The organism is Candidatus Vicinibacter proximus (assembly GCA_016713905.1).
Lineage (GTDB): Bacteria > Bacteroidota > Bacteroidia > Chitinophagales > Saprospiraceae > Vicinibacter > Vicinibacter proximus.
This window is the reverse complement of the sequence record JADJOE010000003.1, coordinates 899,084-925,613: the sequence shown is the minus strand read 5'-3', so window position 1 is coordinate 925,613 and position 26,530 is coordinate 899,084. Positions and strand designations below refer to the sequence as shown.

Genomic DNA, 26,530 nt, shown 5'->3' with positions numbered 1-26,530 from the left:
CGTTTGATCTTGGGATAATGCTTCCGGTTAGTCGGATTGTATTATTTTTGCAATCCATTATTTAGACGGTAGAAGATGAAGTATTACATATTCTTTGTTTTAGGCTTATTTTTTTCAAATGCCTACAGCCAAAAGGGTGACATAAGAGGCAACGTTTACGATAAAAACACTGGAGAACCTATATCTTTTGCCTCTGTCTTTTTGAAGGGGACTACGATAGGGACCACCACGAATGAATCAGGATTTTATACTTTATCAGCAGTTCCTGTAGGGGATTACACGTTGGTAGTCAGCTTTATAGGCTATGATACATTAACTTATGATGTCTCCCTTAGGAAGGGCCAAATTATAAACAAACAATTTAGTTTAGTCGAATCTAACATTACCTTAGAAGAAATTAGTATTTCTGGTAAGAAGGAGCAATCCAGAACAGAAGTGAGAGTTTCTTCCATATCCATCACACCGAAAGAAATTAAAGCACTTCCTTCTACCGGTGGAGAAGCCGATATAGCACAATATCTACAAATCATACCAGGGGTGATCACTACAGGGGATCAGGGGGGACAGATTTATATTCGAGGTGGATCTCCAGTGCAAAATAAAATCTTATTGGATGGTATGACTATTTTTAATCCATTTCATTCCATAGGAATTTTCTCAGTATTTGAAACAGAGATTATTCGATCTGCAGAGGTGCTGACGGGAGGTTTTAGTGCAGAATACGGAGGGAGGGTATCCGCTATTGTGGATATGAAGACCAGAGAAGGCAACAAAACCCATTTTGGGGGTTTGGCAACTGCAAGTCCCTTTATGAGCAAACTTCTTCTTGAAGGTCCGATAAGCAAGTACAGGGAAGGAAAGGGTGGTAGTACATCATTTTTAATTACAGGTAAACAATCTTATATTGATCAGACTTCCAAACAGCTTTATAAATATGCATTGGATACACTGACAGGTAGCCTTCCATTCAGTTTTACAGACATCTACGGAAAGATTTCTACAATAAGTGAAAATGGCTCATTTCTTAATTTATTTGGATTTAACTTTAATGACAGGGTTAAATATACCGGACTGGCCAATCTAAATTGGCAGGCCAGTGGGGGAGGTGCCAATTTCAAATTAATTCCAGGGACTTCCAGCATAATTGTAGGGGGAAGTGTTGCCTTTTCAGACTACAAAATAAAACTAGATGAAAAACAGTCAGACCCCAGAACAAGTAATATTAGAGGACTGCAGGCAAATATTGATTTTAGCTATTTTGGTCGCAGGTCTGAAATAAAATATGGTTTGGAATTCAATGCCTTTAAAACAGATTTTGAATTTACTAATTTTCTAAAAGTTCCTATTCTTAGCGAAAGTAATAACACGGAGATTGCAGGCTTTGTCAAATACCGCTACGCGACAAAGTTGTTTGTTTTTGACCCAAGTTTCAGAATGCAATACTACGCTTCTTTATCGCAAGTAAGATTTGAGCCTCGCCTGGGGATGAAAATGAATGTAACTAACAATTTTCGACTAAAAGCAGCTGGTGGGCTTTATTCTCAGAACCTCATGAGTTCTGTGAGCGAAAGGGATATCGTGAATCTTTTTGTAGGATTTCTAACAAGTCCTGAATTAATTTATGCGAGCCATGCAGTTGGAGGCTTTGAATTAGATCTGAGCACAAACACCGAATTAAATGTCGAAACCTATTACAAAGATTTTAGTCGTCTTTTTAATTTGAATCGAAATAAGAGAAAGGTTCAGGATCCTGATTATACAGAAGAAAGAGGGAATTCTTATGGTATTGATTTTTTGTTGAAGTCTAATTGGGTGAATTGGAGAGTGTGGTTAGGTTATTCCCTTGGTTTTGTCAACCGTGATGATGGAGTGCAGAAATTTCCTGCCTTATTTGACCGACGCCACAATATCAATTTTGTATTAGATTACCAATGGGGTAGAGCAAAATGTTGGGAAGCAGGAATGCGTTGGAATCTTGGTTCGGGTTTTGCATTTACTAAGATACAAGGATTCATAGGGGATAATTTTATTCCAAATGGACTAGAGACAAATTTTGGTATTGAGAATCCAGATATCGGTGTGGTCTATGCAGAGAAAATAAATTCAGGCAGACTACCATATTATCACAGACTTGACTTTTCGATTAAAAGAAGAATAGACTTTACTAAATTTCTTAATTTAGAAATCGTAGCTAGTGTGACCAATGCTTATGATCGAAAGAATATCTTTTACTTTAATGTGGTAGAAAATAAACGTGTAAATCAATTACCTGTTTTGCCATCTTTACTTGTTGCTCTTCATTTTTGATTGGAACAATTTTTTAAATTCAAATTGATCTCTTCTAAAGTAAAGGGAGACTTGAGTTTCCAGTTGATTGAATTTAAATAGTTCAATACATTACATATCTGAATACTACTCAATTCAGTATGTGCAGGCATTTCTTGCTTGCCTAGTCTTAAATTTTTTAATGTAATGCCATTTTTTAACCAGCATGGCATTTGGTTCCTGTTTTGTTCATACCAGTTCACGTCTTTCAGAGGAGGATAAAGATCCTTCAATCCGTCCATTTGAATTCCATGACATCCTGAACAGTAATTTTCATAAACTAGTTTTCCTTCCTTGTAGGTTTCAGTTGAAAAAGTACAAGAAATAATTGAAATAATTATTATACTAAATTTAATCACCTTCATGGAGTAGTGTTTGAATGTCCTCTATTAATTTGTCCGTTTCTTTCTCATCTGTGCCTAGACAATATGATCGAAGATGTTTTTTGCCATCAATCAACAAGATCCATCCGCTGTGGTTTATACCTCCAGGACTATCAGGATCATCTACAGCTATGCTCATGTAAGCATTCATGAGAGAACGAATGTCTTCTTTTTGTCTACCCTGTAGAAAATAAAAATTAGAATTTTCAATGCCTAATTTGCTAGCATATTCCTTGAGTCTTGGTATGCTGTCTTTTTTAAAGTCCAAACTATAGCATAAATAAAGTATGTCTTTTTCCTTAGAAAAATTTTCTTCAATTCTCATCATATTCCTCATAACTTTAGGACAAATCGTAGGGCAAGAGGTAAAGAAAAATGCAGCAAGGTGAATTTTGTTTTCAAGCATTTGAGAAGTAAATGGAACACTGTCCTGAGTCCATAAATTAAAATCTGGAATTTTGGAATAAATAGTATCTCCATTTTCGATAGAATAATTTCCTAAAACAGGTAGTTTTTTTTCTGTACAGGAATACAAAGTGAAGAGTAATATCCAATAACAAATTATTCTTTTCATTTTAAATAAATTTTGAAAATTCTATATTTTACAGTATACATAGTTTATCCCTTTTTTTTGCGACCAATTAAAGAGCAAATTGGACATGTCTCAATAATGTGGCCTCTTGCTGGACAGTATTTTCGCCCAAAATATATTATTTGTAAATGAAGTTTATTCCAATCTTTCTCAGGAAATAGTTTTTTAAGATCCTTTTCAGTAAGAACAACATTTTTGCCACTAGTCAGTCCCCATCTCCATGCTAAACGATGTATATGTGTATCTACAGGAAATGCCGGAATGTTAAAAGCCTGACACATCACCACTGAAGCAGTTTTATGTCCAACTCCAGGGAGTAACTCAAGTAATTCCATATCTGATGGGACAACCCCGTTGTATTCTTCCGACAATATTTTAGAAAGCGTTTGAATGTTTTTAGCCTTATTGGCTGAAAGTCCACAAGGTCGAATTATCGATTGGATTTTTTCCACAGGAATGTTCTTCATTTGTTGTGGATTATCTGCCAAATTAAATAATTCTGGTGTAACTTTATTTACCCGCTCATCAGTACATTGTGCTGAGAGTAGAACAGCTACTAATAATGTATATGGGTCTTTATGTTGGAGAGGAACTTCAACTATCGGAAAATATTTGTCAAGGATTTTCTGAATTAAAAGTGCTTTATCCTTTTTATTCACAACTGGTACTTAATTTAGCATAAACAAAAATTTCAAAGTGTCATTCATGTCCGCATATTCAGATAATTCGGGATACTGTGACATTCCTGGCGGTGTAATTACAAGGTCGTTTATTTTTTCTTGACTAATTACACACTGTATGGCATCTTTATGTTTTAAGTTAAATTGATACACCTCATCTAAACTTTCATATCGTTCAAAATATAAGCAAGCCAAAGGGGAAGCTATTCCTTCGTGTTCTAATAATAAAATACTTTCGGCTTGTAAGAATTTTACTTTGTTCAATAGAAAAAGTGCCAATTGGTAGTCATAATTATTCTGAAACTTATGATGATTTCTTACGTAATTAAATTCTTTGTCCAGGATGCCCAAAAAATGATCAAAGTTATAACTAAGAGGTACAAAAATTTTACTCACATTTCGGCAACCCATTCCATAATAGGAGAATATATCTTGTCCAATGGATATTAGTGTATCATTGTCTTCCTGGCCATTCAACACAGCAATTGAATTTCGATGACCTCTGATCATGTTTGGTTTGTGCTGAAAATAATATTTAAACTGGTTGGCTGCTAGGTTTCCACCGGTAGCAATCACCGCATCATAGTTTTTTACCTGATCAACAATATGAACACGACTAAAAATGTCTGGGTCAATTTGTTCGATAAGTGAGAACATCCAATGATATAGAACTGTATCTTTTTCTGAAAGTTTAATGTGCGCTATATCGCCGGCTAATATAATACACATCAAGTCATGCATGGAAACCAATGGAATGTTTCCTGCTGAAATTAATCCTATAATTTTAGGTTGATGATTTGCAGGAAATGTATACTTATCTATCCAAGTCGCAAGCTTCTCACTATTAAAATAATTTTTGACAAGATGATCGACCATTCGGTTGATTTCCTTTTCTGTAAACCAGGCATTGGTATTCTCTGCCTTTTGGAATACTATTTTTTTTGCTTCGGTTGATATAGTCATCGCTTCTCCCAATCTGCTGAAAGTCGATATGAATTTATGAACGGACATTTAAAAAATATTAGATGTAAAAAACACTTTATTAATTCATCTCATCCACATCATCTTCATCTACTTTTTCTTTTCGAAAGGAAAGATAATGACGCCATTTTTCAACCAATTGAGTAAAATCCTCCGGTGGTTCTATTTCGAAGAACATTTTTTCGCCACTTACAGGATGTATGAATCCAAGGCTTCGTGCATGCAAGGCAAATCTTGGCATGAGTTTAAAACAATTTTGTACAAATTGTTTGTATTTAGTAAATACTGTACCCTTAACAATTCGATCACCGCCATAGCGTTCATCATTAAAGAGCGGATGACCTGCAAATTTCATATGTACTCTAATCTGATGTGTTCTACCGGTTTCCAGTCTGCACTTGATTAAACTTACGTAATAGAAGGATTCTATGAGTTCATAGTGTGTAACGGCATGTTTCCCTTCTGTGCCATCCTCAAAAACAAACATTCTTTGCCTGTTTTTAGGATCTCTTCCAACGTTTCCAACAATGGTGCCTAAAGCAGGATCAGGATCTCCCCATACTAAAGCAATGTATTCCCGTTCTATCGTATGGTCATAGAATTGCTTGGATAATGCAACGTGTGCAAAATCTGTTTTAGCCACAATAAGTATTCCTGAGGTTTCTTTATCAATTCTGTGGACAAGCCCATATCTAGGCTTTTTTTCAACATTTGGGTCAATACCAAAATAACCTGCAAGCGCATTAACCAGGGTGCCAGAACTATTACCCCCAGCAGGGTGGACCACCATACCCGGTTTTTTATTTACCAATAAAATATCATCATCTTCGTATAAAATGTCCAGTGGTATATTTTCTGGAATGATGTCTTCATTTTCATGAAATTTTGGAAAAACCACATCAATCACATCCAATGGCCTTATTTTATAATTGGATTTTGATGACTTCTGATTCACCGTAATCATACCCGCAGTGATGGCATTTTGTATCTTATTTCTGGATACCTTAGGAATCTTCTCATTAAGAAAATGATCCAACCGCACGGGGCCTTGTCCGGGATCAACAGCAAACTGGATAACCTCAAACTCGTTATCATCAACAATTTGATCTTTTTGAGCTTGTATATCTTGTTCTGAATTCAAGGTGAGGACTTACTTTTGTAAAAATTAAACTAATGAAGAGCAAAGCTATAAAACACTTCGGTACTGTATTGTTAAAAACAGTTAATGATACGAGAACAACTTCTCCTCACCAACTACCTATTTACGCTACTGCAGCCTTTGAATTTCAGAACATTGAGCAAGGGATTGAAATATTCCAACATCAACCTGGTGCCCATGTTTACAGCAGATATGGTAATCCAACTGTGGAGGCAGTTGCCCAAAAGATTGCTGACCTTGAGGGATTTGGATCAGATCAACAAAGTTATGGATTGTTAACCTCTTCAGGAATGGCGGCAATTCATTGTGTGTTGCAGACCCTTTTGAAACCTGGAGATGTTATTTTGACACAAAGTGACCTTTATGGTGGGACAACTGAGTTGTTTAAAACTGTATTTGGCCAAAATCAGGTAGGAATAGAATTTCTGGAATTCAAAACTCCAGAAGAAGTTGATTTTGCCATACGAAAACATAGTGGTAGGGTTTTGGTATATCTTGAATCACCAACTAATCCTGTTCTAAAAAGTACAGATATTCAAATGGTTTCCTCAATTGCCAAGCTTCATGGGGTAAGAGTAATTGTAGATAATACTTTTTCTACGCCATATGGAATGCGTCCTTTGTCCCTTGGTGCTGATGTAGTCATTCACTCTACTACAAAGTTTTTACATGGGCATGGAGCCTCTACTGGAGGCGCTATAGTAAGCTTTGATAAGGAACTGATAAATAATAGGTTATGGGTTTTTCTAAAGTTGATTGGGAGTGTCGCAAGTCCCTTCGAAGCCTTTTTATTGCACCTTGGCCTTAAGACCCTTGAAATTAGAATGCAAGCCCAATCCTCTAATGCTCAGAAATTAGCTGAATTTTTGCAAAAACATCCTAAGGTCAATAAGGTCAATTACCCAGGTCTAATGAGTCATCCTGATCATGTTATAGCCAATAAACAAATGCATTGTTATGGGGCTATATTAAGTTTTGAGATTAAAGGCGGTATTGAAGAAGTATCTAATGTTTTGAAAAAGATTAAACTATGTGCCATTGCACCTTCTTTGGGAGAAACAGATACAATGATACTTCACCCGGCTACAATGTCACATCTAAAAGTGCCAAAGGATATCAGGTTAAAAAATGGCATAACTGATGGTTTAATTAGGTTATCTGTTGGTTTGGAAACAATAGACGATCTGATTTTGGACTGGAATCAAGCTCTGGAGGGTATCTGATCTTAGATCTTGCATTTTAAGTAGGTATACACAGTAGTTTTTAATAATTTTTAGTTCAAAATTGGCTAAAGGCTGGTAACTTAGGTACTTTTGCAGCGCGAAAACTTAATATAACAATGGAGCATATCAGAAACTTTTGTGTAATAGCACATATTGACCATGGCAAGAGTACATTGTCTGACCGCTTGTTGGAATATACCAAAACTATATCTGAAAGAGATATGCAAAATCAGGCTCTGGACGATATGGATCTTGAAAGAGAGCGTGGAATAACTATTAAAGCGCATGCCATTCAATTAAAATACCTGCATACCGATGGTCAGAAATATATTTTCAATCTGATAGATACACCCGGCCACGTAGATTTTTCATATGAAGTGAGCCGATCAATAGCAGCCTGTGAAGGCGCTTTGTTGCTGATTGATGCTACTCAAGGAATTCAGGCACAAACCATTTCTAATTTATATCTGGCCATTGAGCATAATCTCGAGATCATTCCGATTCTCAATAAAATAGATATGGATAATGCAATGATTGACGAGGTGTCTGATCAGATTATTGATCTAATCGGATGTGATAAAGAGGACATTGTTCTAGCCAGTGGAAAGACCGGTGCCGGAGTTCCTGATTTAATGAAGGCTATTGTAGAGAGGATTCCTGCGCCAAAAGGCGATCCAAAAGCCCCATTGCAAGCATTGGTATTTGATTCAGTTTATAACTCTTTTCGAGGTATTATAGTATACTTCAGAGTACTCAACGGGATCATTAGAAAAGGCGAAAAAATCAAATTTTTCAATACTGGTAAAGAGTACGACGCTGAGGAGGTAGGTTACCTGCAGATGACTCTTATGCCAATGCCTGAAGTGAAATGTGGTGATGTAGGTTATGTGATTACAGGTATTAAAGATGCTAAGGAAATTAAAGTTGGAGATACTCTTACTGCCACTGCAAATCCATGTCAAGAAGCTATTAAAGGATTTGAAGAAGTAAAGCCAATGGTTTTTGCGGGAATCTATCCGATTGAAAATGAGCATTTTGAAGACCTAAGGGACAGTTTGGAAAAGCTTCAATTGAACGATTCTTCTTTGGTCTATGAACCAGAAACTTCAGTAGCTCTTGGATTTGGTTTCAGATGTGGCTTTTTAGGGATGTTGCATCTGGAAATAATTCAGGAAAGATTATCTAGGGAATTTAATCAGGAAGTCATCACCACAGTTCCAAACGTTTCCTATATCGCAGAAACAACCAAGGGAGAAATTCTAAAAATAAACACACCCAATGATTTGCCGGAGCCAAATTATCTTGAATATGTTGAAGAACCTTATATACGCGCCCAAATTATTACCAAACCAGAATATATTGGGACCATTATCAAGCTTGGAATGGAGAAAAGAGGAACTTTAGTAAAGCAACACTATCTCACACCGGAACGAGTTGAGCTTACTTTTGATATGCCGCTAGCCGAAATTGTATTTGATTTTTATGATAGACTTAAATCCTCCACTAAAGGTTATGCATCATTCGATTATCACCCTTTGGATTATCGAAAATCAGACCTTATTAAATTGGATATAAAATTGAATGGAGATAATGTAGACGCATTAACAGCTCTTGTGCACAGATCTAAGGCGGATGCGGTAGGGAGGAAGATGTGTAAGAAATTAAAAGAAATATTGCCCCAGCACCAATTTGTAATCGCAATCCAAGCTGCTATAGGAGGAAAAGTAATAGCAAGAGAAACAATTTCAGCACTCAGAAAAGATGTTACTGCTAAATGTTACGGTGGGGATATTTCGAGAAAGCGAAAATTATTAGAAAAACAAAAGGAAGGAAAGAAAAAAATGCGCCAGATTGGTTCAGTAGACGTGCCTCAAAAAGCATTCCTTGATGTGCTTAAACTTGATGATTAAATTCATCTAATATTATACTACAAAACATGAATTATTTAAATGATATACATAAAGCATTAGTAAGTCTTTTTCAATCTGAATTCAGTCTTGATACTTGTTCAAAGGATTTTAATATAACTGTTTGCAAAAAAGAGTTTGAAGGAGATTACACTATTGTGTTATTCAATTGGTCAAAAAAAACAGGCAAAAACCCGGAATCTCTAGGCCAAATTATTGGAACCGGATTAATGGAAAAAGATTTGATTCAATCTTTTAATCTGATCAAAGGATTCTTGAATTTCAGAATGAAGGATTCCTGGTGGGTTAATGAATTGAAAAACCTCACATCACAAAAGATTGAGGAAAGATCTAAAATATCAAAACCTGAAAAATATCTTATAGAATATTGCTCACCGAATACCAATAAACCTCTGCATTTGGGTCATATTCGCAACATTCTTTTGGGATGGTCAGTATACCGAATCCTAATGTCTGTTGGACATGAAGCACATACTACACAAATTATAAACGACAGAGGAATTGCCATCTGTAAAAGTATGTTAGCCTGGAAATTATTTGGAGAGGGTAAAACTCCAGAAAGTCAGGCTCAAAAACCAGATCACTTTGTAGGTAATTATTATGTATTATTTGAAAATAAATTCAAAGAAGAATATATAAACTGGCAACAGAGCACCGAAGCTTTTGAGATTTGGCAATCGAAAAAGAAAGAGGATGAAACTAAAGAACTATTTTATGCCAAATTTAAGAATGAATATTTTAATCAATATAGTTCACTGGGAAAAGCTGCAGGCGAGATGCTGCGAAAATGGGAATCAGGTGATGAAGATGTAATAGGACTTTGGAAAAAAATGAACCAATGGGTATATCAAGGATTTGATGCAACTTTTGCAAAACTTATGGTATCTTTTGAATCTGTCTATTATGAATCTAATACTTATTTGTTAGGAAAAGACATCATTAAGCAGGGACTTGAAAAGGAAGTTTTTTACAAAGAAAAAGATGGATCTGTTTGGATTGATTTAACAGAATCCGGATTGGATAAAAAGATTGTATTAAGAAGTGATGGGACTTCCGTATACATTACTCAAGATTTGGGTACAGCTCAGATGAGGCATCAGGAGCATCACGCGGATCACTATATTTATGTTGTCGCGGATGAGCAGGATTACCATTTTCAAGTCTTGTTTGAAACACTGCGTAAGCTTGAAGAACCATATTCTAAGGGTATGCACCATTTATCATATGGTATGGTTGAATTGCCATCTGGTAGAATGAAGTCTAGAGAAGGAACAGTGGTGGATGCAGATGATCTTATTGCAGAGGTGATTAATGAAGCAGGGGAGTCAGCGATGGAACGGGGAGAATTATCTGGAATCAGTGAATTGGAAAAAAATGAACTCATTACCAAAATAGGGATGTCAGCGTTAAAGTATTTTTTATTAAAAGTGCATCCAAAAAAACGAATGATTTTTGATCCAAAAGAATCTGTGGATATGCAAGGACATACCGGTCCATATGTAGTGAATGCATTTGTTCGGATTAAGTCCATATTACGCAGACAAGAGCCGGATCTAGAATTATTTCCTGCATTAAATGTTACAAGTGGAGAAAAAGATTTGATTAGTCTTTGCTTAAATTATCCTAAGGTTATGCAGGAAGCTGCACAACAATTTGATCCGTCACATTTAGCAAACTATCTTTACCAAATGGCAAAAGACTTTCATCGCTTTTATCATGAATACCGGATACTTAATGCAGAAACGAAAGAAATAAAATTATGGCGATTACAAATCTGTAAAATTTTTAGTGAACATTTGGAACACGGAATGAATTGTCTGGGAATTCCAATGCCGGATCGAATGTAATAAAATAAATACAACATGTCAGAAGCATCAAATAACGAACATTTCAACTTTATTGAAGAGATTATTGAAGAGGACATTAAGAACAATAAACATGGTGGAAGAATCCATACTCGATTTCCTCCGGAACCTAATGGGTATTTACATATTGGTCATGCGAAATCCATTTGTTTGAATTTTGGGCTGGCGCAAAAGTATAATGGTAAGACCAATTTGAGGTTTGACGATACCAATCCGGTCACTGAAGAAGTTGAATATATTGAATCCATAAAAAACGACATACGATGGTTAGGATTTGATTGGGAAGGCAGAGAATATTACGCATCTGATTACTTTCCTCAGATCTACCAATTTGCCATTCAGCTTATAAAATCTGGCAAAGCCTATGTAGATGATTCGACTGCTGAAGAAATCAGTAAAATGAGAGGCATTCCTACTGCTCCAGGAATGGTAAGTCCCTTTAGAAATAGAACAATTGAAGAAAATCTAAACTTGTTTGAAGAGATGAGAAATGGAGCATTCAAGGAAGGGGAAAAGGTTCTGCGTGCTAAAATAGATATGTCTTCTCCGAATATGCATTTACGCGATCCTATACTTTACAGGATATTGTACACCCCTCATCACCGGACAGGCACTACTTGGTGTATCTATCCGACCTATGATTTTGCTCATGGGCAAAGTGACTCTATTGAAGGAATTACACACTCTATATGCACACTTGAATTTGAAAATCATAGACCATTGTACAACTGGTTTATTCAAGAGTTACAGATTTTTCCATCCAGGCAAATTGAATTTGCCCGACTAAATTTGGAATATACTGTAATGAGTAAAAGAAAACTTTTACAACTTGTAAACGACGGGATTGTTAACGGGTGGGATGACCCAAGAATGCCTACGATAAGTGGTATGCGTCGTAGAGGATATCCCGCAGCCGCACTCAGACAATTTGCAACTGAAGTAGGAGTCGCAAGGCGCGAAAATCTTATTGAATTGCCTAGACTTGAGAATACCATTAGGGATTATTTAAACAAAGTTTCTGAAAGGGTAATGGCAATTTTGGATCCCATTAAAATTGTATTGACAAATTATCCTGATCAGTTAGAAATATTGGAGATGGAAAATAACCCTGAATCTCCAGAATCAGGGACCCGAAAAGTGCCATTCGGGAAAAATCTCTTCATAGAGAAGGAAGATTTTATGGAGTTGCCTCCACCTAAGTATTTTAGACTATCTCCTGGATCCATGGTAAGATTAAAATCTGCTTTCATTATTCGATGTGATGAAGTTATTAAAAATATAAATGGTGAAATAGATCATCTCCTTTGTACCTATTTTCCGGAAAGTAAAAGTGGAAATGACCACTCTGGACTTAAAGTAAAAACCACTATTCATTGGGTTGAACAAAGTTCCGCTCTGAAAGCCGAAGTAAGGTTATATGACCGATTGTTTAATGTTCCAGAACCCAATTCCGGTGATGAGGATTTTAAGACAATGATAAATGAAGAGTCTCTTGTTACAGTTTCCAATGCATTAGTAGAACCTTATTTGAGGGACGCAAACCATGAAACGCGCTATCAATTTATTCGTAAGGGTTATTTTTGTCTGGACAGTGATACTCGAACAGATAAATTAATCTTTAACAGGATAGTTTCATTAAAAGATTCATGGGCAAAAATATCTGAAAATAAAGGATAAAAATTTCTTACAAAATGTATTTATAAAAGTCCGTTATGCAAAATATTGATGAATTGCTTTCAAAATATGGTGAAAGCCACACCAATAAGACAAATAAATTAATTCATTGGATATGTGTTCCGTTAATTATGCTTAGTTTGGTAGGATTAATAATGCAAATTCCATTTCCTGTAAACTTTAAATCATTGAATTGGGCAGTACTTGTCCTCGCGCTAGCATTAGTATATTATTACAGACTATCCATACCATTTTTTATAGGCTTTATGATTATCTCTGTCTTTTTAATTAAAGGTAACCAGATGCTGATAGAATTTTGCAATTCTAACAATTGGAATGCAACTTTAGTTATGATTCTGATTTTTGTTTTGGCCTGGATAGGTCAATTTGTAGGACATAAAATTGAAGGAAAGCGTCCTTCTTTTTTTGAGGATCTTCAATTTTTACTAATAGGACCAGCTTGGTTATTACATTTTATTTATAAAAAGATGGGCATTAAATATAATAACTCTATTCATTAAAAGTATTTTTGTTAGTTTCAAAAACATAAATTATTTGACTTAAAGTTTATTTAGTATCCATTTTTTTTGCACAATTCCTTTGTAAGTTTGTATAGATAATAAATATAAGCCATTCGGATAGGTATTGAAATCTAGGTTAATTCTTGTTGAATTAACATCCGAATTAATAAAGTAATGATGACCTTGAAGGTCTTGGATTACTAAATTAATAATTTCATCATCACCTGAATGAATAGTGAGTGTTCCATTAGATGGATTTGGAAAGATATTAATTTCACTTATTGATGTGTTTTTATTTCTAACATTACAACTAACTTCGAAAGGTCCAAATTTAAAAATACATGCCATGCTGTCGCCATCAGGTTTGTCAGAAGCAATAAAAGAATATTTGCCAATCTTAAATTGATCAGGATTCTGATTTGGCAATTTAATTTGTAAATTTTCATCAAACCAATAACCAAATAGATTCGAATTGTTAAATTCCAACTTTATTTTGCCATCTGACTCCTGGCAGCCAGATGCATTTGTGATGTTTACAGATTTTAAACTTATTAGTGTGTCTGGAAAAATAAATTTGAAAATCTCTTCATCACCACAATTGTAATTATCCTCAATTCTCAATAATGTATCATTTACATTTAGTTCTTTAATGATATGATTTAAGGAACTGTCGAATAATCCAATTAGTCTATCTTGAACAAACAACCTATAAGTATCTTGTAGAACATGAGAAGTTTGTACGAATAACTCAGGATAACGACCGGTGCATTTATCATAAAGAATGGTATCAATTTTTATATCCAATGGATTTTTAATTTGCACCTCGTAACTGTAATTAGTGAAATTATTACTTTGGTCTTTAGCAAAAAAACTTAGAACAGACTTTCCAATAGGAAAAATTTCATCTGTGAGAGGTCCGGAAATTTGTTTGAATTCTGATATGTTGCAATTGTCCGCCGCAATGGTCATTGGAACTTTTAAATTACAACGGTAACTTATACTATCTTCCCATCCAGAAATGACCGGTCTTAGAGTATCCAGGATTTCAATGGAGACTAAACCACTGGCAGTATTCCCAGCTAAATCTTTTACTGAAATGGACATTTCAGAAGTTGTTAAATCCTTGCAAGTAAACGAATCTCTGGATAAAGTCAGGACAATTCCTGTGTCGCAATTGTCCGATACATTATTCACAAACAGTCCAGGATTAATTACTGCAATACCTTTTGAATTTAAATATATTTTCTGAAGAGGATTCCTGTTTACAATAGGCTTGAAAGTGTCCAGCACTGTGATTACTACAGAATGTACCTTGACACAATTATTCTTATCGGTAATGGTGCAATTATAAGTTCCAGGTACTTTGTTCCTTATTCGGTTGTCTTTTTCTCCACTATTCCAATTATAAACATAAGGTTCTGTCCCACCTCTACTAATTAACTCAACATCACCACTCGCTTCTTTTGGGCATGCTGGGTACTTGCTGAATAAATTTTGGATGGTTATATTTTCAGGAGCATCAATTGTAAAACTTTTAATCAAATCACACCCACTGTTATCTGTTATGGTTACAGAATAATCTCCTTTTTTAAGATTATTGACATTCTTGGTTTTTAGTCCGTTAGACCAATTATAAGTATACGGGCTTACTCCTCCCGATACAGTTAAATTTATTAATCCGTCTTGATCTGATGCACAATTGAGAATAAATTTACCCCCCCAACTCAAATTTATGGCAGTAGGTTGCGTCAAAGTTTTATTCAGGATAACTGAGGAGCCAATGTTGTCTGAGACAGTAACAGAATATGCTCCAGCGGTTAACCCACTTACCATCGCTGCATTCAATCCATTTGACCAGTTGTAGGAGTAAGGAGGGACTCCATTCGTGGGCGTAACAGTTATGCTTCCATCCGCAAATCCATTACAACTAATATTCTTAAATTGAGTAATAGAAGCACCGAGGGGTGGGGGACCAGGCATGTTACCGGAAACTTGACTTAGGTCCATAAGATCATTTGAATTGCCGTTCGGAATATTCGCAATAATGGCTGCAGTATACAAGGTTACCACTTGCCCGGCTGCCATATTCGGTGCAGTCCAGGTAACCGTCCAATTCACCTGATTTCCTCCTGAAAAATTTTTGGCTGGGTTGTGTTCCCAATATGAACGGCCACCCGAAGGTGTAATGACTGAACTGGAACTTGGGTTTGAAAAGGTTCCAATATTGTTATTGGACTGATCTAATGCTACCAATTGAAATCCACCTCTTTCTGCATCGGTAGGGGGAGAGGTATTGTTGTTTATTCTTACGGTAATTGTATAGGCATTTCCAGGTGTAATACTTGAGGGTAAACCTAAAATTTCAACGTTTCCGCTAAGATTGCCATGACCGCCCGGTGTATGACAACTCGTACACATAGCATCACCCGGGGCGCCAGTATATCCATTTGGAGGATTATCAGAGTAACCCAATAACAGTATCCCCGAAAAGAGCACAGCCAACAAAAAATACATTTTATTCATACACAAGTACCTATTTATGATAAATTTATGCATTAAATCTCAGCCACTAAAACATTAACTTAAATTGATGAATTTGTTAACCTAGATTAAGATAAGTTAAGACAATTAAGTCTTAAAAATTTGTGTTAGAAGCTTGAATCTGACTTTTTGAACAACAAGTCAATAAAGGCATTGCGATTAAAGATCTGAAATTTATCTATGGATTCACCGACACCAATATATTTGATCGGGATTTTAAATTGATCCGAAATACCCAAAACTACTCCCCCTCGAGCTGTGCCATCTAGTTTAGTGAGAATTAAACCTGTAAGATGTGTCGTTTCTGTGAAAAAGCGACATTGTTCAATTGCATTTTGTCCAGTTGTTGCATCCAGAACAAGGAGCACTTCGTGTGGCGCCCCGGGCATTGATTTATTGATGGAACGATATATTTTACCTAATTCGTTCATCAAATTTGTCTTGGTGTGCAATCTTCCGGCTGTATCAATGATGACAATGTCATGTCCATGTTTTACGGCAAATTGAGTAGCCTCATAGGCGACAGCTGATGGGTCGGCTCCCATTCCTTTTGTGAAGAAATCACATCCTACTCGTTCTGACCAAATTTTTAATTGATCCTCAGCAGCAGCCCTGAATGTATCTCCGGCAGCAATCAATACTTTCTTACTTTTTAGTTTAAATTGGTGGGCAAGTTTACCAATGGAGGTAGTTTTTCCTACACCATTAACCCCGACAACCAAAATGACATGTGGGTGGGTTTTTCCAGTGTAATAGTCGTCAAGATCTTCTGTTTTGTTTTCTGCAAGAAGAAGACTTATTTCTTCTCTCAGTAGTTCACTAAGTTCAGATGTACTCAAATATTTATCTCTAGCAACTCGATCTTGTAAGCGATCGATGATTTTAACTGTTGTTTCTAATCCAATATCTGAAGTAATCAGGACTTGTTCTAACTCATCAAGAATTTCGTCATCTATACTTGATTTCCCCGCAATGGCTTTTGTGATCTTTTCAAAAAAACCAGTCTTGGTTTTTTCCAAACCCTGCTCGAGGTCTTCCTTTTTTTCTTTACTAAAAAATCGATCAAAAAAGCCCATGTTGCTATATTTTCAAAATAAAAAATGAGATGTCCTTTAACAAGAACCTCTCATTATTTCTTTAACAGGCTAAAAATGAATTACTTAGATTGTTCGAAGAATTCTTTTACCTTGTCTTTGTGTACTATTAGTTCTTTATACGTATACTTTCCAGTAACAGGGTCTTTGATAGATTTTATAACCTTCACAAAGTCCCTTCCGGAACCTACGTTAGCTGCACGTTGTGCAACCTTTGCGTTTTTGGATACCTTGGCCATAACTATTTAATTTCTTTATGAACAGTATATTTTCTGAGAATAGGATTGAATTTTTTTAACTCCAATCTGTCCGGAGTATTTTTCCTGTTCTTTTCTGTAATGTAACGGGAGGTGCCAGGACTTCCACTTGCTTTGTGCTCAGTACACTCAAGAATGATTTGCTGCCTGTTGCCTTTACTCTTTTTTGCCATCTCAATTTAAAATTAAAGATTAGGAATTAGCTTTTTTGTCAAGCTTTTTTAAATAATCGAAAAGACCTAATTTGTCAATAGTTCTGAGTGCTTTCGCGGTCACTTTAAGCTCAACCCATTCATTGGTCTCCGGCACGTAAAAGCTCTTCTTTTGAAGATTTGGATTAAAACGTCTCTTGGTTTTTCTATTGGAGTGAGAGACTTTGTTGCCAAATAATGGCCTCGTACCGGTTAAATCACATACTTTTGACATAATTCATTCTTTTTATAACACCTGGTGACTCCGTCAGGATTCAAACCTGAAACCTCCTGATCCGTAGTCAGGTGCTCTATTCAGTTAAGCTACGGAGCCTTTGAAATTTAGGGTGCAAAGATAAAAGCATTTTTTTAAATATTTAACTATCCTAATCATTTTTTAATAAATGCTTTGGAAAGACTTCCGTGCTCAGACTTAACAAAAACGTAATAAATCCCTGTATTACAGTTGCTTATATTTATAGATTGACGATTGTTTACGCCAGGGTGATAATTTAATTCTTGATGCCAGATTCGTTGCCCTAAAGGATTGACAATCTCTAGGTTATATTTAGCAAACCTTTCAAATCCCAACACAATATTTAATTCATCTCCTATTGCTGGATTAGGACGTATTTCAATAAATTCAATTTCCACTAAGTTGTTGCAAAACTTCTCCAAACAAATCAGGGACTTTTGAACATTAAATCTACGGCCCGAAGAGGTTATATCTTGAAGGCTCTCATTCAGATCTCCACAGTTTAGTACAAAATCTCTCATCAGCAATAATCCTTCTTTAGGTGAAGCTTTCACAAGATTTGCATAGGTTTCACAATATTGGTTAAGAAGAGCAATTCCTCCTCCAACTTGGGGGGCAGATAAAGAGCATCCTGCCGAATATCCGGTAGATCCTCCAGCTTCAAGGACCGGTATGTTTTCGCCGCTTGCTCCAATATCTATATGTATTTTACTAAATCCTGCGGCATCCACTTTTTTGTCATTGATGTCTGTGTTGGTCACTGTTATTAAAAATAGACTCGGGCACAAAGACGGAACATCTCCTTTGATAGAAACGTCATGATCAGACTTGTTAACTGTTGCGCAAACATTCAATATGCCAACTTCACCGAGATAATCATACAACGGACATATAAGTGGGAATTCATCAGGAAACGCATTGTCGTAACCTAAAGAAATGGTGCTGGCAACTATATATGCTCCTGATTTCCCATTACTCTTCAGGTATTGGTCTTTCATTTTATGAAAATAAGTATAACATTCGACCAGATGAGCATCATTGGAGGCTGAGCAAAGTAACATTTTGATGTGCTGATTCGCTCCGGTAATTCCTATTCCATTATCTCCTAGAGCGCCCACAAGACCTAAAATATTGGTTCCATGATTGTTCAACGGGTGATTGTCCCCACCATTGAAACTTACTGAGTTGTAGCCATAATAGTCATCCACATACCCATTTCCATCATCGTCCAATTTGTTGTCTGGAATTTCCTTATGGTTAACAAACAGATTCGGTTTTAATTCGGTTAGACCATAATCAAATCCATTATCAATTACTCCGATTACTAAAGTATCCCCAAGAGGACTGATCCCCCCATTCTCGTAGCACCAAACATCTTCGAAACCCATTTTTGAAAAATTCCACTGCTGACTGAACTCTGGATCATTTGGGCGGCATGTTCTTTGCGAGAGTATGTGATTACATTGGTAAGCAGAAATAGAAGAATGATTTTTTAAAAGTTGGATTTCTTGATCCTTCGTATAAGATGCAGGAAATTCTATAAGTGCTACATTGTAGTTGCCAGCCAGTTCTTTAACAAGAATGGTCTCTTTTGAACTTGATCTTAAATGGATAGAAAAGTCTTGGGGGGATGTGTATTTTACCAGATATTGGTGAGGGATAATCTGGGCGGTCAATTTAATACCTAATAGCAATAATAATATGGGGAGTAATTTTTTCATGCAGAAAGAATAAGCGCTTTGAGATTGCGAAAATACGAAAAAGAATGGGTCAATCGGCTTCCATACCATGAAAAGCACTCCCCATCTACCAATAATCCATGAATTGGTTTGAATGCAGCAATGTCGATTTCTTTAAAGGGATAAGGCTCGGATGACAATAAAATTCGATCGGGATGTAAGGACATAATTTCCTCAAGGTCTGTTATTGGGTATCTTAATTTATGTTCAAAAACATTTTGCCACCCTAATTGAGCAATCATATCATGGATAAAAGTATCAGAACCAATGCTCATATATGGCTTTTTCCAAATTAAGTAACAAACACGCAGTGGTTTATCTTGGTTTTCTTCAGTTTTCAAACGATCTATCTCAAGTTTTATTTTTTTAGTAATTGATTCTGCGTACAAACTTTTATTTGTCATCAATCCTACAGAATGGATCATTTGAATTGCATCCTCAAGATTGTGTATATCACTGACCCATACTGGAAAATGCTGCCTTAGTTTTAAAATATCTTCTCTATTGTTTTCTTCTTTATTTGCTAAAATTAAATCCGGTTTTAACCTATGAATTTTTTCAATATTGGGTGTTTTTGTTCCTCCTATTCTTGTTTTTGACATGTACCATTGCTTTGGATGAACGCAAAATTTCGTTATTCCTACAACTTCATTATCCAAACCCAGGGCAGACAATAATTCAGTTTGTGAAGGCACCAAAGAAACAATTCTTACAGGGGCATTTATTAAATCGACAAATTCACCTGTTTGATCTAAATAGGTTTTTAGCAACTACTTACGGAATTATAGTAACAAAAATTAGTGAATTCTTATAAATGTTGAGACGGTTGATGTTCCGGATTCCTAGTGGAGAGAGATCAGCTACTTCTTTCCAGTTTTGAGAACCAGGTTCAAGTTGCAAAATTCTGGAGTCATGAGCACAAATAATTCTGTTATTTTCCAATACTGCAAAGTCTTCAACATTTTTAGGCATTTCTGCTATAGTTATCAGTTTTTCTTTACTTAAACTATAAGATTTCAATAGCCATTTATCATTTAAAATTTTATGAACAAAGATGATTTCATCTGCAGAAGTTGCTTCAAAAGTACGCCCAATATTAGCGGCAAATACTCTTCTGGATAATCTGTTCTCCTCACAAATTGCCATGATGTTCTGATCATCTAGAATAAAACAAACCCACTTATTCTTTCCAAGATTCCTGTAATAACCTATTTTTCCCTGGTCTCCCAAGACTGTTCTTTTAAATTCGCCTGTATACTTATCGTATGCAACTAATTTTTGGGTAGAGTCATCTTTAGGTACATGAATACAGGTGATTTCATTATTCATCCCTGAATTAATTCTAGGTGAATAATCTGATCCGGAATTTGTAATCAAACGGGTATAATTTCCTTTTATCAAATCGAATGAGTAAATTTCAGTGCTTTCCTCCTGTTTTGTTTTAATGGTTGCCAGAAAATGATTCTCGTCAATCTGAAATGGTTGATTATTGTAACCATTGGAATTAAAACTACTTAAAAAACTAATTTTGTTGAAATGCCACTTAGAAGCGTTCAAATCATGGATATCCGCTTTATATAAATTGCATGTTGGTAACTGTGCTTCTGAAATCTGATAAAACAATAAACAGCAAAGGCAGGATTTAAAGAATAAAAAGTGGTTCATACATAAATACTTTATTGAGCACTTGCTGATCGAAAAATCCTCTTCCAATTGATTCCTTCTTTCAAACTTGCATTTTTTAAGCTGAACCAGATCAGTAATGGCTTACCAACAATATGATCTTCAGGAACGAACCCCCAGGCTCTTGAATCTTCTGAATTATGTCTGTTGTCGCCCATTGCCCAATAGTAATTTTGCTTGAAAGTATAAGTTTGAGCTTGCGAGCCATTAATGTAAATTTGATTATTCTTTACTTCAAGCATATTGTGTTCATAAACTGAAATTACCCGATCGAAAAGACTTAGATTTTCTAAACTCAAATTTACAGTTGCACCTTTTTTAGGAATCCAGACAGGACCATAGTTATCAAAATTCCAGTCTTTTCTGTCATTTGGAAATACAGAATTATCCTGGGTTGGGTAGGGCATTATTTCAATGTCAGACCCCATAGCCTTAATTTTACCCAATTGCTCCTGATCCAGGTAAAGTAATCCTGATTTTGCATTTGTATCATAAATGTTTACGCCCCATTCACCAAGTTTTTTAAGGTTAATATTCGTAGTTGTGGATTTGACAATATACAGATATTGCATATGTCTTGGGTTTTCTCCAGGTTGACCATTGATGTACAATTGTCGGTTAATAACCTGAATGCTGTCACCGGGCATCCCTACACACCTTTTTATATAATGATCTTTTTTGTCCAAAGGTCTTACTCGTAACTCAGCACCGTTTGTATCTTCATCTGCATATGGGCTATTAGATTTCTGAAAGGCAGCCCAGGATCTGGTTTTGCCCAAATAAACACTGTCGCCAACAGGCCAGTTGAAAACAAACGGGTCATTTCGCTTAATCTCAGTCAATTTAGGTAACCGGTAATATGGAAGACTTGGTTTTTTGAAGTAAGACTCTGAGCCAATCACCGGAATAGTATTATGTAGTAAAGGAATCATGGCAATGGTCATTGGCGTTCGGATTCCATAATGCACTTTGCTAACCAGTAAAAAATCGCCAACTTTTAAGGAACCCTCCATAGATGGGGTAGGGATAACATAAGCTTCAAGAATAAACATCCGTAGGAAAGCAGCAGCAAAAACTGCAAAAACAATGGATTCTACCCATTCTCTGGCTGCAGATTTATGATAGGGACTTTGCCTTTGCAATCTATCAAACTTTCCGCTGTCCTTGGATTTTTGTGCAAGATGCAATTCATTAAGATATTCTTTTTCTTTTAAATAGGCAGGTTCAATAAATTGACAAGTAGGGTCTTTGGCAATCAAGGTAAAAATTGCCGGTGGGTAAATTACAGCAACAGCGGAGTGCCAAAATTTCATTTTTCCAAATGATCTGACCAAATCTACACTCATTCCTGCCAGAATAAAAATATTGACGATTGGAAATAAAAGCCACAGTGCATGAGTTTTCTTATGTCCAATGGCGGCGCACCATTCGGCAAAATTGACTCCCGGAATCCATGCTTTTACCGCTTCAATGCCCAGTTTAGGAAATAACCAATACAAGCTCAAACATAAAAGTAAATAACTGATAATCAAGAATATAAGAGTAGACATGAATGTTTAATTTATTTAAGTGCAAAGATACTCATTTTAAAAAGGGGAGTCTAAGTATTTAGACCAAGCTTGTTTTTCTTTAGATGTAAGCATTGTTTATGTCAATTTTGCAAAGATTTCAGGCCTGGACAATGGTTTGGTTTCTCCGGGTAGTAAATTTCCAAGATTTAAATTTCCAACGGCAATACGGATAATCCTTAGCACTGGGTGACCAAGAGATGAACACATTTTTCGGATTTGCCTGTTTTTGCCTTCCTTTAACTTAATTTCCAACCATGTTGTTGGAATTTGTTTCCGGATTCTTACCGGTGGGTTTCTTTCAGGAACTTTTATGTCGCCCTGGATTACTTTTGCCTCACAGGGTAGGGTATTATAAAATTTATCTTTCAATTTAATTTTTACACCCTGTGAAATCTTTTTGATAAAATCATCATCGGCATTACCATCCACCTGAACCCAATATGTTTTAACGCATTTATTTAATGGATTTAATATTGTCGAATTGATTTTAGGATCATTTGTCAATATCAACAGTCCTTCGCTGTCTTTATCTAACCTTCCTACAGGATAGACATCACTTGGAAATGAAAATAAGGAGGAAAGCGTAATGTCTCCTTCACATTCCGGAGTAAATTGAGAAATCATCCCATAGGGTTTGTATGCAGCGAAGTAACAAAGATTTTTCACCAAAAAAGAGGATTACTTTTCAACTTTGTTTGGTGAAATTATCTCCCATTCTGCCTTTCGAATCAATTGATTAATTTCTTTAAGCTCATTATTTTGTAAATTTTTAAAACGCAAAATTTCCGCATCAATGAGGGCAGACAAATATTTACCCAATTCTTCCGCCTGATTGGTTGGAGGATAGGATGCACCGTTGTATAAAGCAATTAAATGCGCAAGTTTATTGGTTAGCTTTATAGGATAATTTATAGGATCTTGGACACTTTGCATTTTGGTTTGATACAATTCATTTTCAATTGAACTCAAAATACTGTCTATATGTGTTTTTAGCTTGAAAAATGGCTTATTCTGTTCGTTATTTTCAATCTTGGTACTGAAATCAAAAAGTTGTCTACGGACGTCACGTATATTTATTATTGTTTTGTGTGCTTCATCCACTTTATCTCTGGATAGTTTAATAAAATTATAGAGTCTGGTTACATCATTATCTTCGACTGGATAATTAAGATCTCTGATAATTGTGCATTTTGTCGAATCAGTAAATTTTTTTGATTTGAAAATTATCTTATAGTCTCCCGGTGGGGCAAGAGGGCCTTCTAATGAAGCACCCCACATAATCATCCCTTCTACAGATTTTGCAGGCTCCAACTTAAAGGGAACCAAAATGAGATTGGAGCCTGAGTTGAGTTCGATCTTATAATTTTTATCTTTATGGTATGTAGACAGATTGGTAACTAACTTATCATTAGAATTCATCAAATTTATTTCAACAGAATCTTTCACATTAAAACTGTCCAGGTAAACATATAGCATTATTTGGGACGGGTGGTTTATTCCTGAATTAGAAACCGACTTGTCCATTTTTCCACTTATTCTATAAGCCGGTTTTGGCTTTGATAAAAAATATTTTTCCTTTTCAGATTCCTTGATGTCTCTCAATGGTGTAAGATCATCGATCATCCAAAGACTTCTACCTTGGGTTGCAGCAATTAGCGAGTAATCCTTAATGAGTAAATCTGTAATTGGAACAATAGGCAAATTCATTTGAAAGTCATACCATCTTTTTCCATCATTAAAAGAAATATAGGCGCCTCTTTCTGTCCCACAATACAATAATCCTTTAGAAATAGGATCAGCTCGGATCACACGGGTAAAGTGTTCCTCGGAAATTCCTGAAATAATTTTTTTCCAATTTTTTCCATAGTCTTCCGTCTTAAATAAGTATGGCTTATAATCGCCTGATTTGTATGAAGTGGCGGCAATGTAGGCACCGCCCGCATGGAATGGATCAGCTTCAATGCAGTTAATCATACACCATTCTGGAAGTTCTGAAGGAGTAACATTTGTCCAGTTTTTTCCACCATTTTCGGTAATATGCACTAAGCCATCATCACTACCTACCCAAATTAAATCTTGTTTTATTTTAGATTCTGCAACTGCGAATATTGTACAATAATATTCTACTGACGTGTTGTCTTTTGTAATAAGGCCACCTGAAGGTTTCAATTTTTCACGATCATTTCTTGTTAAATCAGGACTAATTGTTTCCCAGCTTTGCCCTTCATTATAGCTAACATGAAGGTAATTGGATGCAGTATATAACTTTTTTGGTTTGTGTGTTGAAAACAAAATTGGAAAATTCCATTGAAATCTATATTTTAAATCTTCTGCACCATATCCAATAGGATTATCAGGCCAAACATGAATATTTCTAGAAAGCTGATTTTTGTGATCATACCTTGTCAGATAGCCGCCATAACTTCCTCCATAAACTATGTCAGGATTATCAGGATCTACTGCAATATGGCCCGATTCGCCTCCTGCAGTTGATTCCCAATCCCCTTCATCAATTCTGTTTTTTGTATTTCTATGCAAAATTCTAACTGTGCTATTGTCTTGTTGTGCAGCATAGATTCTGAATGGAAAAGAATTGTCTGTAGATACTCTATAGAATTGTGCAGTAGGTTGATTGTGTACAGAAGACCAGCTTGCCCCACCATTTAAAGAAATCTGGGCTCCACCATCATTTGCTACTATCATGTTGGAAGGATTTCCTGGATTAATCCAGATATCATGATTGTCACCGTGTTGTGTTGGGATGGTTTTAAAGGATTTTCCACCATCCGTTGATTTATGCAGTGAAACATTAAGAACATAAACTGTATTTGGATCTAATGGGTCAGCCAATAACCTGCTAAAATACCATGCCCTTTGTCTTAAGTCCCTGCTTTCATTGACTCTTTCCCATGTGTCTCCGCCATTATCAGATCTAAACAGTCCACCATTTTCATTCTCAATCATCGCATAAAGCCTTTCAGTTTGAGAAGGGCATATAGTCAGACATGATATTCCCCAAAGACCCGTTGGTAAACCCTTATTCTTACCGATTTCTTTCCATGTTTCCCCACCATCTAAACTCTTCCACATGGATGAGCCATTTCCACCACTGTTCAAACTATATGGTGTTCTTTGAACTTTCCAAGTCGTAGCATACATTATTCGAGGTAAACCAGGATCAAAAATGAGATCTATTGCACCAACAGAGTCATTTACAAAAAGTACCTTATTCCAATTTTTTCCACCATCCACAGATTTAAAAATTCCTCTTTCTTGATTTGGTTGATATAAATCCCCCATTGCTGCAAGGTAAATGAGGTTAGAGTTTTTGGGATGAATTTTTATTCTGCTAATATGCCTTGTGTATTTTAAACCGGCAAAGAACCAGGTTTTGCCTGCATCCTCAGATTTCCAAATACCTTCACCGGACGAAACATTGCCTCTAACTGTTTCTTCACCAGTGCCTGCAAACAGGATATTAGGATCCGACTCCGAGATTGCAATAGCTCCGATTGACCCACCAAAAAATGGGTCAGAGATGTTTTTCCAATTTTTACCTGAGTCCGAAGTTTTCCAAATACCGCCTCCTGTCGACCCCATTAAATAGGCATTCGGCTGATTTGGAATACCTGTTACCGCGCAAGATCTTCCTCCTCTAAATGGACCAACTAATCGCCATTCAGCTGCAGAATAGTACTTTTCATAAGGGGTCTTCTGACCATAGACGGAAGGCATAAAGTTTAAAAGCAAAGGCAATAAGTAAATAAAGCGCATGTTTTTGTTAATTTCATTACAAATGTACAAGCATATTTAATTATGCTTAATTAAATGGATGGAATTGGGTTGTTTCATGCGTAAAACATATCA

At 35.9% G+C, this 26,530-nt stretch carries 22 protein-coding genes and 1 tRNA gene; 6 read left to right on the top strand and 17 right to left on the bottom strand.

The window, feature by feature from the left end:
• Window positions 1-75: 75 nt before the first annotated feature.
• A complete protein-coding gene (locus IPJ83_12215; GenBank protein ID MBK7881311.1) occupies window positions 76-2,307 on the top strand; it encodes a TonB-dependent receptor in 2,232 nt (743 codons plus the stop codon).
• Here IPJ83_12215 and IPJ83_12210 read toward each other — a convergent pair.
• Genes IPJ83_12210 through IPJ83_12190 form a run of 5 tightly spaced genes read right to left on the bottom strand, consistent with a single transcriptional unit; the run spans window position 2,298 to window position 6,102 of the window.
• Complete coding sequence (locus tag IPJ83_12210; GenBank protein MBK7881310.1) at window positions 2,298-2,690, bottom strand: cytochrome c; 393 nt, start codon at window positions 2,688-2,690, stop codon at window positions 2,298-2,300. The genes IPJ83_12215 and IPJ83_12210 overlap by 10 nt on opposite strands.
• Window positions 2,677-3,282 (bottom strand): SCO family protein, encoded by a 606-nt coding sequence (locus tag IPJ83_12205; protein ID MBK7881309.1) that lies wholly within the window; start codon window positions 3,280-3,282, stop codon window positions 2,677-2,679. The genes IPJ83_12210 and IPJ83_12205 overlap by 14 nt, the downstream gene beginning before the upstream one ends.
• 44 nt (window positions 3,283-3,326) lie before the next feature.
• Window positions 3,327-3,959: an endonuclease III gene (gene nth, locus IPJ83_12200; GenBank protein ID MBK7881308.1), complete on the bottom strand. Its 633-nt coding sequence runs from the start codon at window positions 3,957-3,959 to the stop codon at window positions 3,327-3,329.
• Window positions 3,960-3,968: 9 nt separating this feature from the next.
• Window positions 3,969-4,991: an acyl-CoA reductase gene (locus tag IPJ83_12195; GenBank protein ID MBK7881307.1), complete on the bottom strand. Its 1,023-nt coding sequence runs from the start codon at window positions 4,989-4,991 to the stop codon at window positions 3,969-3,971.
• Window positions 4,992-5,022: 31 nt separating this feature from the next.
• Window positions 5,023-6,102, bottom strand: a complete 1,080-nt coding sequence (locus IPJ83_12190; GenBank protein MBK7881306.1) for an RluA family pseudouridine synthase — start codon at window positions 6,100-6,102, stop codon at window positions 5,023-5,025.
• A 32-nt stretch (window positions 6,103-6,134) separates the two neighbouring features.
• Between IPJ83_12190 and IPJ83_12185 the strand changes: the two genes are divergently transcribed.
• The 5 genes from IPJ83_12185 to IPJ83_12165 all read left to right on the top strand — a co-directional run bounded on the left by IPJ83_12185 (window position 6,135) and on the right by IPJ83_12165 (window position 13,331).
• On the top strand, window positions 6,135-7,343 hold the full coding sequence (locus tag IPJ83_12185) for an aminotransferase class I/II-fold pyridoxal phosphate-dependent enzyme (GenBank protein ID MBK7881305.1): 1,209 nt from the start codon (window positions 6,135-6,137) through the stop codon (window positions 7,341-7,343).
• Between the two features lie 116 nt (window positions 7,344-7,459).
• Window positions 7,460-9,253, top strand: coding sequence for an elongation factor 4 (gene lepA, locus IPJ83_12180; GenBank protein ID MBK7881304.1), 1,794 nt, complete (start codon window positions 7,460-7,462; stop codon window positions 9,251-9,253).
• Window positions 9,254-9,279: 26 nt separating this feature from the next.
• A complete protein-coding gene (locus tag IPJ83_12175; protein MBK7881303.1) occupies window positions 9,280-11,118 on the top strand; it encodes an arginine--tRNA ligase in 1,839 nt (612 codons plus the stop codon).
• 15 nt (window positions 11,119-11,133) lie between these two features.
• Window positions 11,134-12,813 (top strand): glutamine--tRNA ligase/YqeY domain fusion protein, encoded by a 1,680-nt coding sequence (locus IPJ83_12170; protein ID MBK7881302.1) that lies wholly within the window; start codon window positions 11,134-11,136, stop codon window positions 12,811-12,813.
• A gap of 35 nt (window positions 12,814-12,848) precedes the next feature.
• Window positions 12,849-13,331 carry a DUF962 domain-containing protein gene (locus IPJ83_12165; protein MBK7881301.1) on the top strand — a complete coding sequence of 161 codons (483 nt, stop codon included), beginning with the start codon at window positions 12,849-12,851 and terminating at the stop codon, window positions 13,329-13,331.
• 39 nt (window positions 13,332-13,370) lie between these two features.
• Here IPJ83_12165 and IPJ83_12160 read toward each other — a convergent pair whose 3' ends face one another.
• The 12 genes from IPJ83_12160 to IPJ83_12105 form a co-directional block, all read right to left on the bottom strand.
• Window positions 13,371-15,854 carry a T9SS type A sorting domain-containing protein gene (locus IPJ83_12160; protein ID MBK7881300.1) on the bottom strand — a complete coding sequence of 828 codons (2,484 nt, stop codon included), beginning with the start codon at window positions 15,852-15,854 and terminating at the stop codon, window positions 13,371-13,373.
• Between the two features lie 125 nt (window positions 15,855-15,979).
• Window positions 15,980-16,948, bottom strand: coding sequence for a signal recognition particle-docking protein FtsY (gene ftsY / locus IPJ83_12155; protein MBK7881299.1), 969 nt, complete (start codon window positions 16,946-16,948; stop codon window positions 15,980-15,982).
• 80 nt (window positions 16,949-17,028) lie between these two features.
• Window positions 17,029-17,205 carry a DUF4295 family protein gene (locus IPJ83_12150; protein ID MBK7881298.1) on the bottom strand — a complete coding sequence of 59 codons (177 nt, stop codon included), beginning with the start codon at window positions 17,203-17,205 and terminating at the stop codon, window positions 17,029-17,031.
• A gap of 2 nt (window positions 17,206-17,207) precedes the next feature.
• Window positions 17,208-17,396: a 50S ribosomal protein L33 gene (rpmG, locus tag IPJ83_12145; GenBank protein MBK7881297.1), complete on the bottom strand. Its 189-nt coding sequence runs from the start codon at window positions 17,394-17,396 to the stop codon at window positions 17,208-17,210.
• 19 nt (window positions 17,397-17,415) lie between these two features.
• Window positions 17,416-17,649 carry a 50S ribosomal protein L28 gene (gene rpmB / locus IPJ83_12140; GenBank protein MBK7881296.1) on the bottom strand — a complete coding sequence of 78 codons (234 nt, stop codon included), beginning with the start codon at window positions 17,647-17,649 and terminating at the stop codon, window positions 17,416-17,418.
• 22 nt (window positions 17,650-17,671) lie between these two features.
• Window positions 17,672-17,748: transfer RNA gene (locus tag IPJ83_12135), tRNA-Arg, on the bottom strand.
• A gap of 56 nt (window positions 17,749-17,804) precedes the next feature.
• Window positions 17,805-19,391 (bottom strand): S8 family peptidase, encoded by a 1,587-nt coding sequence (locus IPJ83_12130; protein ID MBK7881295.1) that lies wholly within the window; start codon window positions 19,389-19,391, stop codon window positions 17,805-17,807.
• Window positions 19,388-20,179 (bottom strand): ABC transporter substrate-binding protein, encoded by a 792-nt coding sequence (locus tag IPJ83_12125; GenBank protein MBK7881294.1) that lies wholly within the window; start codon window positions 20,177-20,179, stop codon window positions 19,388-19,390. The genes IPJ83_12130 and IPJ83_12125 overlap by 4 nt, the downstream gene beginning before the upstream one ends.
• Window positions 20,180-20,183: 4 nt before the next feature.
• Window positions 20,184-21,074 (bottom strand): hypothetical protein, encoded by an 891-nt coding sequence (locus IPJ83_12120; GenBank protein ID MBK7881293.1) that lies wholly within the window; start codon window positions 21,072-21,074, stop codon window positions 20,184-20,186.
• Window positions 21,075-21,085: 11 nt separating this feature from the next.
• On the bottom strand, window positions 21,086-22,642 hold the full coding sequence (gene lepB / locus IPJ83_12115) for a signal peptidase I (protein ID MBK7881292.1): 1,557 nt from the start codon (window positions 22,640-22,642) through the stop codon (window positions 21,086-21,088).
• A gap of 96 nt (window positions 22,643-22,738) precedes the next feature.
• Window positions 22,739-23,329: a pseudouridine synthase gene (locus IPJ83_12110; GenBank protein ID MBK7881291.1), complete on the bottom strand. Its 591-nt coding sequence runs from the start codon at window positions 23,327-23,329 to the stop codon at window positions 22,739-22,741.
• A gap of 12 nt (window positions 23,330-23,341) precedes the next feature.
• Window positions 23,342-26,437, bottom strand: coding sequence for a glycosyl hydrolase (locus IPJ83_12105; protein MBK7881290.1), 3,096 nt, complete (start codon window positions 26,435-26,437; stop codon window positions 23,342-23,344).
• Window positions 26,438-26,530 lie beyond the last annotated feature (93 nt).